Annotated in this window: 11 protein-coding genes; 4 read left to right on the forward strand and 7 right to left on the reverse strand. The window is 75.7% G+C overall.

Going from position 1 to position 12,853, the window contains the following annotated elements:
- Positions 1 to 136: 136 nt before the first annotated feature.
- From fabG to SH587_RS22940, 3 genes are all read right to left on the reverse strand, one after another.
- Complete coding sequence (gene fabG, locus SH587_RS22930) at positions 137 to 844, reverse strand: 3-oxoacyl-ACP reductase FabG (protein WP_320672988.1); 708 nt, start codon at positions 842 to 844, stop codon at positions 137 to 139.
- Between the two features lie 107 nt (positions 845 to 951).
- Positions 952 to 1,989, reverse strand: a complete 1,038-nt coding sequence (locus SH587_RS22935) for a 3-oxoacyl-ACP synthase III family protein (RefSeq protein ID WP_320672989.1) — start codon at positions 1,987 to 1,989, stop codon at positions 952 to 954.
- Complete coding sequence (locus SH587_RS22940) at positions 1,982 to 2,872, reverse strand: ACP S-malonyltransferase (protein ID WP_320672990.1); 891 nt, start codon at positions 2,870 to 2,872, stop codon at positions 1,982 to 1,984. Before SH587_RS22940 ends, SH587_RS22935 begins: the two co-directional genes overlap by 8 nt.
- A gap of 214 nt (positions 2,873 to 3,086) precedes the next feature.
- Between SH587_RS22940 and SH587_RS22945 the strand changes: the two genes are divergently transcribed.
- Complete coding sequence (locus SH587_RS22945; RefSeq protein WP_320672991.1) at positions 3,087 to 3,812, forward strand: 4'-phosphopantetheinyl transferase family protein; 726 nt, start codon at positions 3,087 to 3,089, stop codon at positions 3,810 to 3,812.
- Here the strand turns inward: SH587_RS22945 and SH587_RS22950 are convergent.
- Together SH587_RS22950 and SH587_RS22955 are read right to left on the reverse strand one after the other, a co-directional pair.
- Complete coding sequence (locus SH587_RS22950) at positions 3,809 to 4,417, reverse strand: response regulator transcription factor (RefSeq protein WP_320672992.1); 609 nt, start codon at positions 4,415 to 4,417, stop codon at positions 3,809 to 3,811. The genes SH587_RS22945 and SH587_RS22950 overlap by 4 nt on opposite strands.
- Entirely contained in the window at positions 4,414 to 5,586 is a 1,173-nt protein-coding gene (locus SH587_RS22955; protein ID WP_320672993.1) for a sensor histidine kinase, read from the reverse strand. The genes SH587_RS22950 and SH587_RS22955 overlap by 4 nt, the downstream gene beginning before the upstream one ends.
- Positions 5,587 to 5,847: 261 nt before the next feature.
- Here SH587_RS22955 and SH587_RS22960 point away from each other — a divergent pair, with 261 nt between their 5' ends.
- From SH587_RS22960 to SH587_RS22970, 3 genes are all read left to right on the forward strand, one after another.
- Positions 5,848 to 6,969: a hypothetical protein gene (locus tag SH587_RS22960; protein WP_320672994.1), complete on the forward strand. Its 1,122-nt coding sequence runs from the start codon at positions 5,848 to 5,850 to the stop codon at positions 6,967 to 6,969.
- Positions 6,970 to 7,071: 102 nt separating this feature from the next.
- Positions 7,072 to 8,190: a hypothetical protein gene (locus SH587_RS22965; protein ID WP_320672995.1), complete on the forward strand. Its 1,119-nt coding sequence runs from the start codon at positions 7,072 to 7,074 to the stop codon at positions 8,188 to 8,190.
- A 139-nt stretch (positions 8,191 to 8,329) separates the two neighbouring features.
- The gene (locus SH587_RS22970; RefSeq protein WP_320672996.1) at positions 8,330 to 9,739 is read left to right on the forward strand and encodes a dihydrolipoyl dehydrogenase family protein; all 1,410 of its coding nucleotides are present in this window, start codon (positions 8,330 to 8,332) and stop codon (positions 9,737 to 9,739) included.
- 73 nt (positions 9,740 to 9,812) lie between these two features.
- Here SH587_RS22970 and SH587_RS22975 read toward each other — a convergent pair whose 3' ends face one another.
- Together SH587_RS22975 and SH587_RS22980 are read right to left on the reverse strand one after the other, a co-directional pair.
- Positions 9,813 to 11,240 carry an SMP-30/gluconolactonase/LRE family protein gene (locus SH587_RS22975; protein ID WP_320672997.1) on the reverse strand — a complete coding sequence of 476 codons (1,428 nt, stop codon included), beginning with the start codon at positions 11,238 to 11,240 and terminating at the stop codon, positions 9,813 to 9,815.
- On the reverse strand, positions 11,237 to 12,853 hold a 1,617-nt coding region (locus tag SH587_RS22980), incomplete at its 5' end, for a neutral/alkaline non-lysosomal ceramidase N-terminal domain-containing protein (RefSeq protein ID WP_320672998.1). The genes SH587_RS22975 and SH587_RS22980, both read right to left, overlap by 4 nt.

The following is a 12,853-nucleotide window of genomic DNA, read 5'->3' on the forward strand; positions in this document are numbered from 1 at the left end:
CTGGTTGCGGGTGCTTCGAGAAGTTCGGGTGCTGCAAGGGGTACACGGGCGCCCGGGGGCCCGGCACGGCGGCCGTCGTGGAGTACCGCCATCCGGGGGGTCGGGGCCTCGGCGTACCGCCGTCCGGGGGGTCGGGTCAGGCGCCGAGCCCTCCGTCGACGACCAGCGTCGAGCCGGTCACGTAGGAGGCCTCGGGCGAGGCCAGGAAGCGGATCGCGGCGGCGACCTCCTGCGGCTGGCCGGCGCGGCGGGTCGGGATGTGGCCGACCAGGTCCTCCAGCAGGCCGTCGGTCATCTCGCTCTCGATGAAGCCGGGAGCGACGGCGTTGACCGTGACGTTGCGGCGGGCGACCTCGGAGGCGACCGAGCGGGTCAGGCCGAGCAGGCCCGCCTTCGCCGCGGCGTAGTTCGCCTGGCCGGGGTTGTTCTTCAGCGCGATGATCGAGGAGACGTTGACGATCCGGCCCCAGCGGCCGCGGATCATCGGGCTGAGGGCCGCCCGCACCAGCCGGAAGGCGGCGCTGAGGTCGACGTCGATCACCTGCTGCCAGTCCTCGTCGCTGATCTGGAGCGCGAGGTTGTCGCGGGTGATGCCGGCGTTGTTGACCAGCACCCGGACCGGGCCGAGCTGCTCGGCGGCGGCGGTCAGCAGCTGCTCGGGCGCGGCCGGATCGGCCAGATCGGCGGCGATCGCGGTCGCGCGGCCGCCGTCGGCCTCGATCGCGGCGACGACCGCCGCGGCCTTCTCGGCGTTGCCGCCGTAGTGGACCACCACCGGCCAGCCGTCCGCGGCCAGCGCGCGGGCGGTCGCCGAGCCGATCGCCCCGGACGCGCCGGTGACCACGGCGCAGCCGTCCTCGGGCTTGGCGGGGGGCCAGGTGAACGGCTTGGCAGCTATCGCGATCGCCTCGTCGGGGTCGTGGTCGGGGGTGTCGGGGTCAGCGCGACGGCTCAGCGGCCGTTCGCGCTGCCCTCCCAGGTCATGGTGATGCCGGCCCAGGCCAGGCCGCTGCCGAAGCCGGCCAGCAGCAGCCGGGTGCCGGGGACGACGCGGCCCTCGGCGCGGGCGTCGGCCAGCGCCAGCGCGATCGAGGCGGCCGAGGTGTTGCCGTGGTTGGCGACCGAGCTGGCCATCCGCTCCTCGGGCAGGCCGAAGCGCTTGCGGACCGCCTCGAGGATCCGCCCGTTGGCCTGGTGGAGGACGATCAGGTCGAGATCCTCCAGCGCGACGCCGTCGGCGGCGGCGGTCTCGCGGACGGTCTGCTCGAAGTGCTGGACGGCGACCTTGTAGGTGTCGAAGCCGTTCATCTGCAACGCGTAGGGGATGCCCTCGCCGAACTCGCCGTCGTCGAAGACCGAGGGGTGCTCGGTGGCGATCCGGACGGTGCCGCCGCTGGCGCCGTCGGAGCCCATCACCGACGGGCCGACGCGGCCGACGCCGTCGTCGTCCATCCCCCGCAGGACGATCGCCCCGGCGCCGTCGCCGAGCAGGCCCGCGGTCGCCTTGTCGCTGCGGTTGGTCAGCCGGCTCATCGCCTCGGCGGCGACCACCAGCACGGTCCGGAAGCGGCCCGACTCGATCATCGCGGTGGCGGTGGTGACCGCGGCGACGAAGCCGCTGCAGCCGGTCGAGATGTCGAAGCTCGCCGCGTGGCCGTCGCCGATCCGCGACGAGACGACGGCCGCCATCGAGGGCGCGATGTCGTCGCTGATCAGGCAGGCGGCGATCACCAGGTCGACCTCGCCGCCGTCGATCCCGGCGTCGGCCAGGGCCCGCTCGCTGGCCCGGAGCGCGAAGTCCGTGATCCGCTCGCCCTCGCCGAGGATGTGGCGCTGCTTGATGTGGGTCCGCGAGACGAGCCAGTCGGGGGCCAGGCCCAGCCGCTGCTCGATCTCGGCCGAGGTGACGACCGCCTCGGGCAGCGCGGAGCCGATCCCGAGCGGGGCGATCCGCCGCGGACGGGCGGCTGAGGGGCTGGTCTCAGGCACGGGCGGCCTCGCCCTCGGTCGCGAGCTGGGGAACCTCGACCGCGACGGCGGCGTCGCCGTCGAACTCGGCCTCGGGGAAGGTGCGGCGGGCGAGCCCGGCGACCACGTCGCCGGGGCCGACGTCGACGAAGCGGCGGATCCCGGCCTCGTGGAGGGCGAGCAGCCCGGGGCGGAAGAGGACCGGGTTGGTGAGGCCGTCGATCAGGTGCCGGGCCGGATCGGTCGCCGGGGCGGCGGTGACGGCCGACCAGACGGCGGTGTGCGGCGCCCGGAACTCGACCTGGTCGATCGCGGCCTGGAGCCCGGCGGTGGCCGGCACCATCAGCGGCGAGTGGAAGGCGCCGGCGACGTCGAGCCGGCGGACGCGGTTGCCGTTCGCCTTCGCGGTCTCGGCGGCGGCGTCGAGGTCGCTGATCCGGCCGGCGATGATCACCTGGCCGGGTGCGTTGTCGCAGGCGATCACGAGCTCGTGGGCCTCGGCCAGCGCGCGGGCCTCGTCGATCCCGCCCTTGCGGACGGCGGCCATCGAGCCCAGCCGCTCGGGGTCGGCGTCGGCCATCGCGGCGCCGCGGGCGGCGGCCAGCCGCAGCGCGGCCAGCTCGTCGATCGCCCCGCCGAGGGCGAGGGCGACGATCTCGCCCAGCGAGTGGCCGAAGTAGGCGTCGGGACGGGGCAGGTCGAGGGCCGAGTGGCGGGCCAGCGACGAGGCGACGATCGCCGGCTGGGCGAAGCGGGTGCTCTCGCCGGTGCGCGGGAACGGGTCCTCGCCGACCGCCTCGATCACCGCGGCGTGCAGGTCCGGGCGGAGGCGCGCGACCTCGTCGCCGGCCCCCTCCATCGGGGTGCCCTGCCCAGGGAGGAGGATGGCCGTCGGGACGCTCACGACCAGACAGCCTGCCATGCCGCGGAGCGGGACGGCCATCCGCCGGGGGCCGCCACCCCCTCACCGGGGGGCGATCCGCGGGGGCCCGCCGTAAGCCCCGGATCAGCGGGACGAACGTGCCCGACGGGGCCGGCGTTCCGTCAGACAGGATGTCCACCGGCGGCCCGCGCGTGGTGCCGCCCGGCCGTCTCTGCGAGCCTCCGCCGCGACCCCGATGCCCGCCCTCGACGCCTCCGTTCCCCCCGCCGCGACGGTCGTCGTCTGGCTGGCCGCGCTCGACGTGGCGGTCGACGACGGCGCGGCGGCGAGCCTCAGCGACGAGGAGCGGCGGCACGCGGAGGGCCTGACGGCGGCGCGGGCGGCGCACCGCTACCGGCGGACGCGGACCGTGCTGCGGGCGCTGCTGGGCGCGGCGCTCGACCGGCCGCCGGGGTCGCTGGCGCTGACGACCGATCCCGAGGGCAAGCCGCGGCTGGCCGACGAGGAGCAGCTGGCGCTGCGCTTCAACCTGAGCCACGCCGGCGGGCTGCTGGCGGTGGCGCTGAGCGGGGAGCGGCGCGCGGTCGGAGTCGACGTCGAGGCCCTCGACGCCCGCCGGCGGGTGCTGACCGGGACCCTGACGGCGGCCGAGCGGCGGGCGCTCGAGGGGCTGCCCGACGAGCGGGCCCGGCGGGCGGCGTTCCTCCAGGGCTGGACCCGCAAGGAGGCCTACCTGAAGGGCGTCGGCTGCGGCGTGCGGGTGCCGCTCGACGAGCTCGGGTTCGCGGCGTCGCCGACCGGGCTGCGCCCCCAGCCGCGGCCGGAGCGGCTGGCCGCGGAGGCGGACTGGACGGTGATCGACCTGGCCCTCGGCGCCGGCCACGTCGGCGCGCTGGCCGTCGCCGGCGGTCCGCCGGCGGTGGTGGTGCGGCGGTGGGTCGACGCCCCTTCGCGGGGCTAGCTCAGCCCCAGCCGGTTGGCCGCCTGGACCGCCTCGGCGCGGTTGCGGACCTCGAGCTTGCGGTAGAGCGAGCTGGTGTGCTCCTTGACCGTGTGCGGCGAGAGGTGGAGGGTGCGGGCGATCTCGGGGTTGGTGGCGCCGGTCGCGATCAGCTCCAGGATCTCGCGCTCGCGGGGGCTCAGCCCGGCCGGGGTCGCGGGGGCCGCGGCGCCGTCGAAGACCGTCCGGCCCGAGGCGACCGCCAGCACCGCCCGGCAGACGTCGGCCGCCGGCCAGTCCTTGGGGACGAAGCCCGAGGCCCCGGCCGCCTTGGCCGCGGCGGCGGAGATCCGGCCGGCGCCGGAGAGCAGCAGCACCCGGGTCCGCGGCTCGGCCTCGCGCAGCCGCTCGCACAGCTCGGCCCCCGACTCGGTCCCGAGGAACAGGTCGACGAGCGCCACGTGCGGTGAATAGCGACGGGCCAGCTCGACCGCCTCCTGGCCGTTGCGGGCGCTGAGGCAGCGCGCCACCCACGACTGGCTGGAGAGCAGCGACCGCAGACCCCAGTGGACGACGTCGTGGTCGTCCACCAGCAGCACCGTCGTCCGTCCCACCTCGCGCGTCACTCGTGGTCCTCCTCGACCTCGTGCTCCTCGACGGGCAGCAGCAGCCGCACCCGCCAACCGTTCTCTCCCCGCGCCCCGAACTCCAGCAGACCGCCCGCCTGGAGCGCCTCGACGGCCGCCAGCCGCAGCCCCAGACCGCCGCCGCTCGGCCGCCCGGCCTCGCCGTTCTCGGCCCCGTCGCTGTCGACCGTGAGCGCGATCGCGTCCTCGCCGCGGCGCCGCAGCGACACGTGGAGGACCGTCGGCCGGCCGTGCTTGAGCGCGTTGCGGACCGCCTCCCCCAGCACCGACTGGGCCAGCGACTCGAAGGCCAGCGGCACCGCGACCCCGCCCTCCAGGTCGGACACCAGCTCGATCGAGTCGTGGGCCCGGCGCAGCCGCTCGATCTCCTCCCACAGCCGCAGCGCGGTCGGCGGCGCCACGTGCAGCTCGGGCCCGTGGAGCATCTGCCGCAGGTCGGCCTGGGCGGCCTCGACCTCCATCCGCGCGCGCTCGCGGCCCTCGCCCTCCAGCGGCTCGGCCGACGCCAGCACCAGACCGACGCCGAACAGCCGCTGGATCACCTGCTCGTGGACCTGGCGGGCCAGCAGCAGCCGCGCGCTCAGCTGCCGCGCGTGCTCCTGGGCGCGGGTCGCGCGGCGGGCCTCGGCGGCGAACGCCACCACCTTTCCCGCGATCCAGAGCGCGTCGCGGTCGGCGCTCGGCAGCGGCTCGCCGTTGTTGTGCTCGACCACCATCACGCCGTACCAGAAGCCGCCGGCGATGATCGGGACGTAGGCCAGGTCGCCCTCGGGCAGGTTCGCCAGGTCGGGCGAGACGCCGGCCTCGCGGGCGTTGTCGTCGAGGGTGTCGATCACCCGGTCCTGCTCGAGCGCGACCCGCGACAGCGGCGCGTCCTCGATCCCCACCCCCTCGGGCCGGATCCGGTCGCCGTCGAAGCGGTGGGCGCCGACCGGCCGCACCCGCCGGCGGCCCTCGTCGTAGAGCAGCAGCACGGCGCGGTCGACCTGGACGGTGCCGCAGACCGCCTCGCACATCCGGTCCCAGAAGGTGGCGCTGTCGGGCGTCGCCTGCTCCAGCCCCGACATCGCGCGGACGAAGACGCCGAGCGCGTCGGCGGCGACGACGGCGGCCGACGCGTGGGCCTCGGCTGAGGGATCGGGGGCCATCCACCCAGGCTAGCTCGCGCCGCCGCACCCCCACCAGCGACCGCGGTCGCGGCCCGGACGGACGGCGGGATCGGGGCGGCAGGGAACCTGCACCGGCGGCGGGGAGCGGTCGCTACAGTGGCTGACCGTCGCGCCCGGAGGCCCCACGGGGCCCCGGCGATCCGTGCCGAGACCGCCGTGCGCCACACCGCGGGTCCGGTCCGCCGGCCGTCGTGCCGCCGCGCCCGGATCCGGATCCCCATCCGACCAGACGAGGACCACATGACTCGCAACCGAGCCGCGCTCGCCCTGGCCACCACTGCCGCGTCGGCCGCCCTGCTGGCGCCCGCCCTGCCCGCCTCGGCGGCGGTGACGAAGGGCCTGCAGGACCAGGAGATGACGGTCAACCAGCCGGCGCTGACGCCGGCCTTCCTGACCGCCGCGCAGGAGGCCAAGGTCGGCCTCGTCCGCTTCAACACCCGCTGGGACGGCCAGTCGAGCGTGCCGGACGCGGGCCAGGTGGCCGCGATCAAGGCGTTCGCGGCCAAGGCGGCCGCCGCCGGGATCGGGGCGATCGAGGTCGCGCCGAACATCTCCGGCGACGCCTCCTTCAACCCGAAGGGCAAGGGCAAGGGCCCGAAGGCCTCGGAGAAGATCTCGGAGACCGCCTACCGGGCCTACATCCGGGCGCTGGCGACGGCGCTGAAGGACGTCCCCGTCGCCCGCTTCTACTCGGCGATCAACGAGCCCAACTGGTACCGCCACATCCCGCAGCGGGGCGGCGCGATCCTCTACCGGCGGCTGCACAACATCGCCTACGAGGAGATCAAGGCGACCGACCCCGGCGCCAAGGTCCTCTTCGGCGAGCTGCTGCCGTACGCGCGGCCGAAGTCGAAGAGCTACCCCCACGGCCAGTCGGCCGACCCGGGCGCGTTCGTGCGCGAGGCGCTCGGCCTGACGTCGAGCTGGAAGGGCAAGGGCCGGACCGCCAGCTACACCGTCAAGGCGGACGGCGTCTCGCTCCACACCTACGACTTCAAGGCCGACCCGAGCCGCAAGACCAAGACCCGCGGCCGCGACGCCTGGGTCCACGCCAACCTCGACTGGGCGAAGGCCGACCTGAAGAAGGTGGCGAAGACCAAGCGGCTGTCGTCGACCGCCGCCGGCCGGATCTACCTGACCGAGTTCGCCTACAAGACCTCGGGCAGCGACAAGCTCTCGACCTCGAAGGCCAACAGCTACCTGAAGAAGGCCTGGACGGTCGCGAAGAAGCAGAAGGTCCGGAGCTTCCTCTGGTACCAGCTGCGCGACCCCGTCTCGACCGAGGAGCTGTGGCAGTCGGGCCTCCAGACCCGCGACGGCGGCGTCCGCTCGACCTGGACCACCTTCAAGGGCCTGCGGTAGCCGACCGCACCCTTCGCGCTCCTCGCGTGTCGTAGTTGGAGAACCCCCGGGCCCGGCCCGGGGGTCCTCTTCCACGTCCGTCCCCCACCAGACGAGGAGCACATGACCCGTATCCGCACCACGGCCGCCGTGGCGAGCACCGCTGCGGCCGCCCTGGCCCTGACCCCCGCGAGCCCGGCCTCCGCCGCGGTCCTCAAGGGCCTCCAGGACCAGCAGATGACCGTCAACGAGCCGGGCCTGACGCCGGCCTTCCTGAGCGCGGCGAAGGAGGCGAAGGTCCGCCTGGTCCGCTTCAACACCCGCTGGGACGGCCAGGCGAGCGTGCCGGACGGCGCCCAGATCGCCGCGATCCGCGCCTTCGCCCAGCAGGCGGCGGCCAGCGGCAGCGGCGTCACCGCGATCGAGGTCTCGCCGAACGTCTCCGGCGACGAGTCGTTCAACCCGCGGCGCAAGAAGGGCCCGACCGCGGCCTCGAAGATCAGCGTCAGCGCCTACCGCAGCTACATCCGGGCACTGGCCGAGGGCCTGAAGGACCTGCCGCTGACGCGCTACTACGCGCCGCTGAACGAGCCGAACTGGTTCCGCCACATCCCCAAGCGCGGCGCCGGCACCGTCTACCGCAAGATCCACAACACCGCCTACGAGCAGATCAAGGCCGTCGACCCGAAGGCCCAGGTGCTGTTCGGCGAGCTGCTGCCGTACGACCGCGCGAAGTCGAGGAACTACCCCTACGGCCAGTCGACCGACGCCGGCACGTTCGTCCGCGAGGTGCTCGGCCTGCGCTCGAACTGGAAGCCGAAGGGCAAGACCTCGACCTACAAGGTCAAGGCCGACGGCGTCTCGCTCCACACCTACGACTTCAAGGCCGACCCGCGCAAGAAGCGTAAGGACCGCGACGACTGGACCCAGGCCAACCTCGGCTACGCCAAGGCCGACCTGAAGAAGGCCGCCAAGAGCAAGCGGATCTCGTCGAAGGCGGCCGGGCGGATCTTCCTGACCGAGTTCGCGTACAAGACCGCCGGCAGCGACAAGCTGTCGACCTCGAAGGCGTCGACCTACCTGAAGCGGGCCTGGACGATCGCCAAGAAGCAGAAGGTCCGGAGCTTCCTCTGGTACCAGCTGCGCGACCCCACCTCGGCCGGCGAGATGTGGAAGTCGGGGCTGCAGACCGCGACCGGCGGCTCGCGCCGGACCTGGACCACGTTCCGCGGCCTGAAGTAGCCCGCGAGCGACGGGCGGGACGGGCCGATCGCCCGTCCCCTCGCCCCGCGGCGGCCGACGCGCAAGGATGGGCGCGGGCGGCCGGTCGCCGTCCCGCCGGGCCCCGCGCCCGGCGCCCCCGACCGCAGAGGAGCAACCCGTGCACGAGAGCGACGCCGACGTGGTGGTGCTGGGCGCCGGTCCGGCCGGCGAGGTCGCCGCCGGGCAGCTGGGCGAGGCCGGGCTCGACGTGGTCCTGGTCGAGCCGCGGCTGGTCGGCGGCGAGTGCTCGTACTACGGCTGCATGCCGTCGAAGGCGCTCGTCCGCCCGATCGAGCTGCTCGACGAGGTCGGCCGCGTGCCCGGCGTCCGCGAGCTGCTCAGCGGCACGATCGACCCGCAGGTGGTGCTCGACCGCCGCGACGAGGTGATCCACGAGCTCGACGACAGCGCCCAGCTGCCGTGGCTGGAGGAGCGCGACGTGCGGCTGATCCGCGGCCACGGGCGGCTGGCCGGCGAGCGGATCGTCGAGATCCTGGACGACGCCGACGACGAGCGGCCGGTCGAGCGGATCGTCGCCCGCCGGGCCGTGATCCTGGCTACCGGCAGCGCCCCCTCGATCCCGCCGGTGCCGGGCCTGGCCGACGCCTGCGGCTGGACCAACCGCGAGGCGACCACGGCCGAGACCGTCCCCGGGACGCTGGTCGTGATCGGCGGCGGGCCGATCGGCGCCGAGCTGGCGCTGGCCTGGTCGTCGCTGGGCGCGAAGGTGACGCTGCTCGAGGGCGGCCCGCGGCTGCTGGCCAAGGAGGAGCCGTACGCCGCGGCCCAGGTCGCCGACGGGCTCCGCGCCCACGGCGTCGACGTGCGGGTCGGGGTCCGGATCGCGTCGGCCTCGCGCGACGCCGACGGGGTCACGGTGACCCTGGAGGGCGGCGAGGCGGTCACCGGCGACGAGCTGCTGGTCGCGGCCGGGCGGCGGCCGAACAGCGACGGCCTCGGGCTGGAGCGGGTCGGCGTGGCGCCCGACGACCACGGCTTCGTCGCCGCCGACCAGGCGCTGCGGGTCGGCGGCCGCGACTGGCTCTACGCCGTCGGCGACCTCAACGGCCGCGCGCTGCTGACCCACCAGGGCAAGCGCCAGGCGCGGATCGTCAGCGCCCGGATCCTCGGCGACGAGGCGGCCGCGCTCGGCGAGCACGAGCCGGACGGCCTCCGCAGCCCGCGGGTGACCTTCACCGAGCCGCAGGTGGCGGCGGTCGGCCACACCCTCGACTCGGCGCGCGAGGCGGGGATCGACGCCGAGGCGATCGACGTCCCCTCCGACGGCAACGCCGGTGCCAGCTTCGTCGGCAAGGGCGCCGGCGGCACCACCCGCTTCGTGGTCGACCGAGCGGCGGGGATCCTGGTCGGTGCGACCTTCGTCGGCGCCGGCGTCGCCGAGCAGCTGCACGCGGCCACGGTCGCGGTCGCCGGGCGGGTGCCGCTGACCGTGCTCGACCAGGCGGTGCCGGCCTTCCCGACCCGCACCGAGGTCTGGCTGCGGCTGACGGAGCGGCGTCCCGGCTGAGCTGCCGTCCCCGCCCGCTCCGGTGTGTCAGCAGAGCGGGCGGGGCGGCCGTCGCGGCTCGCCGGGAGAGCTGTCAGCCGCGGACGTGGAGGACGGCCCGGCCGCTGCGGTGAGCGGGGGCCGTGACGACGATCCGGATCCGCCCGGCGCGACGCGGCGCCAGGGTCAGCCGCAGCCGGCCGTGGCGGTCGCTGCGCAGCCGCCGGCCCTGGATCCGGACGGTCGCCCGCGCGACGCCGCGGCGGGCGCCGTCGACGACCGCCGTCACCCGCAGCCGGACGACGCTGCGGCGGCCGGCGCGGAGGGCGGCGGGGCTGGCGGTCACCCGCAGCCGCGGCACGGCGGCGGGCGCCGGGGGCGCGGGCGGGGCCGGCGGCGCCGGGCGGCTGCCGGCGCCGGCGGGGACGAACTCCGGCTGGCCGCTCTCCCCCGTCTCCACGGCGAGGATCGCCTGGTTGCCGGCGTTGCCGAAGATCGCGCTCTGGTTGGCGACCAGGATCCGGGTGCCGAGGAAGCGCGCGTTCGAGGGCGAGTCGAAGGCGATCGGCGAGTCGTTGAGGCCGAGGATCGGGGCCCCGAAGCGGGCCAGCTCCTGGCCCTGCGGCCCCAGCTTCACCACCTGCGCGGTCAGCCCGACCAGCGCGACGTAGAAGTTGCCGGCGCGCGAGATCGCGAAGCCGTCGGGCAGATCGAGGATCCCGGTCGAGGTCCAGACCGTCCGCAGGGTGCCCGGCTCGAGGTCGGGCAGCAGCGGGATCGCGTAGAGCTTGCCCTGGGTCGGGTCGGGCGCCGCGGTGCTGCCGAAGTTCGACGCCTGGGTGACGTAGACGGTGCGGCGGTCGGCGGAGAGCACGATCCCGGCGTAGCCGTACTCCTCGGACGAGCGGGCGCCGACGCCGAGCCAGACGTGCGGCGTGCCGCCGCCGGGCGGCACCCGCCAGATCACGTCCTGCAGGTAGTCGGTGACCAGCAGCGAGCCGTCCGGCAGCCAGGCGGCGTAGTTCGGCATCGGCCGCTCGTCGCCGCCCGGCTCGCAGTCCTCGCCCAGCGCCACCGTGCCGCAGGGCCGCAGGTCGGGGAAGCGGGCGTACTCGCTGGTGCGGCCACTGGCGCGGTCCAGCAGCAGCGCCCGCGCCGGCCGCCGGTCGAGCAGCAGCAGCCGTCCCTGGGCGTCGCTGGTGGCCACCTGGACGCCGTGCTCGCCCTCGCCCGTCTCCTGCCCGGTCATCGTCCAGCTGCGGGTCGGCGCGCCGCCCGCGGACGAGAACTCGAAGACCTTCGAGGGGACGCCGGCGGCGCCGTGGTTGACGTAGGTGCCCTCGTAGACGCGGCCGTCGGGATGGACGTAGGCGTGGGCCGGGAAGCCGGGGGCCGGGATCGGCGCGAAGACGCTGGTCGTCCCGGGAGCGGCGGCCGCGGCCGGGCCGGCCCCGGCGGCGAGGGCGGCGCAGGCCCCGGCGACGGCGGCCGCCCGCCGGCCGGGGCGGATCGGACGGGTCATCGGGTCGCTCCCTCGTTGAAGCCGGCCTCGCGGCCGTTGACGTTGCCGTCGGCGTCGCGGATCGCGCCCGCCGGGATCGTCGCGCGGCCGCCGGCCGGGACCGTCACCGCGGCCACGCCGTCGCGGCCGATCGGGGCCTCGACGTCGCGCCCGCCGACCCGGAAGCGGACGCTGCCGCCGCTCAGGATCGACGGCCGCGCCGTCAGGTCGACGTTGACCCGCGCGACGGGGAAGCCGACCTGGACGGCGACCTTGCCCGCCGGCGCCGCGTGCGGCCGGGCCTCGAGCGCGTCGCTGACCGAGACCGCGAACGGCGCCGAGACCAGCCGGTAGCGGGCCGCGCTGACCACCAGCCGGTAGCGGCCGGTGACCGCGTTGACCGGCGGCTCCCAGGTGGCCCGGTAGCGGCCGCCGTCGTCGACGGTCCAGGCGAACGAGCTGCCGAGGTCGTTGTCGACCGCGATCCAGCGGTCGCCGTCCTGGCGCTCGGCGGTCAGGAACGCGCGGTCGACGGGCAGGTCGGCGCCGCGCGGGCCGCCCTCCCACTCCAGCGTCGCGTGGCCGAGCCGGCGGATCGCGGACGGCTGGGCGACGATCCGCCCGCTGGCCGCGCCCGCCGCGTAGGCCGGGCCGTTCGGCCGGACCCCGTTCGAGGCGTCGTAGGCCACCTGCTCCAGCGTCACCGGCCGCCCGGCCAGCGCCTGGCCGAGCTCGGTCGCGCGGTCCTTGAGGAAGATCCCCTGGTGGCGGCCGAAGACGGTCGAGCCGCCCTCGTACTGCTGGAGGTCGTACTCGGCCGGGGTCGTGACGTAGTTGAAGTAGTCGTTGACCAGCCCGGCGACGACCGCGCGGCGGACGCCGGCCGGGCGGGTGGTGGTCAGGACCGCGTCCTTCAGCAGCTCGCCGACGCCGACGGTGGGCTCGCCGGGGACGGTCACGATCGCGCCGTCGCCGACCCGCACCAGCGCCATCGGCCAGGCGCTCGACCACTCGCCGATCGGGACCCCGACCTTGTTGCCCTGGACGCCGTCGAACGACGGCGCGCGGACGCCCTCGAAGGGCACGCCGAGCGCGTCGTAGAGCGGCCCGCGTCCCTCCTCGGAACCGGTCAGGAAGGGCAGCCCGATGACCGGCTTGGTCGCCACCCGGCCGCCGTCGCTGGTGGCCCGGCCGCAGAAGCAGAAGCGGGTCCAGCGGGTGGTCAGCTCGGGCGTCGGCGAGAGCCCCGCCCCCGCCTGCTGCCAGGCGCGGAACATCGCGTCGCCCTCGGCGCGACCGACGAAGTCGGCGCCGGCCGGCCCGCTGTGGTCGAGCCCGGCCGACTGGTCGCCCTGGTCGGCGCTGCCGTAGACGGCGATCACGGTCTGGTCGGCGGGGACGCCGGCGGCGGCGCGGATCCGCGCCTCCAGCTGCTGGGCGGCGACGCCGCCGTGGTCGGCGCTGTAGAGCCCGTACTCCGACTTCACGACCGTGCCGTGGTTGGCGAAGCTCGTCCAGGCGCCGAGCGGCTGGCGGCCGTCGCGGGCGCAGGGCCGGCCGGCCCAGGCGCGGGCGCTGCGGCGGCGCTTGGCGGCGGTCCGGCGGGCGGCGCGGGCGCGGCGCTCGGCGACGGC

This window comes from Patulibacter defluvii (assembly GCF_034096925.1).
GTDB classification, from domain to species: domain Bacteria; phylum Actinomycetota; class Thermoleophilia; order Solirubrobacterales; family Solirubrobacteraceae; genus Patulibacter; species Patulibacter defluvii.

Coding starts and splice junctions, on each gene's coding strand:
- SH587_RS22945 (WP_320672991.1), top strand. CDS start 3,087: ATGCCCGCCCTCGACGCCTCCGTTCCCCCCGCCGCGACGGTCGTCGTC.
- SH587_RS22955 (WP_320672993.1), bottom strand. CDS start 5,586: ATGGCCCCCGATCCCTCAGCCGAGGCCCACGCGTCGGCCGCCGTCGTC.
- SH587_RS22960 (WP_320672994.1), top strand. CDS start 5,848: ATGACTCGCAACCGAGCCGCGCTCGCCCTGGCCACCACTGCCGCGTCG.
- SH587_RS22965 (WP_320672995.1), top strand. CDS start 7,072: ATGACCCGTATCCGCACCACGGCCGCCGTGGCGAGCACCGCTGCGGCC.
- SH587_RS22975 (WP_320672997.1), bottom strand. CDS start 11,240: ATGACCCGTCCGATCCGCCCCGGCCGGCGGGCGGCCGCCGTCGCCGGG.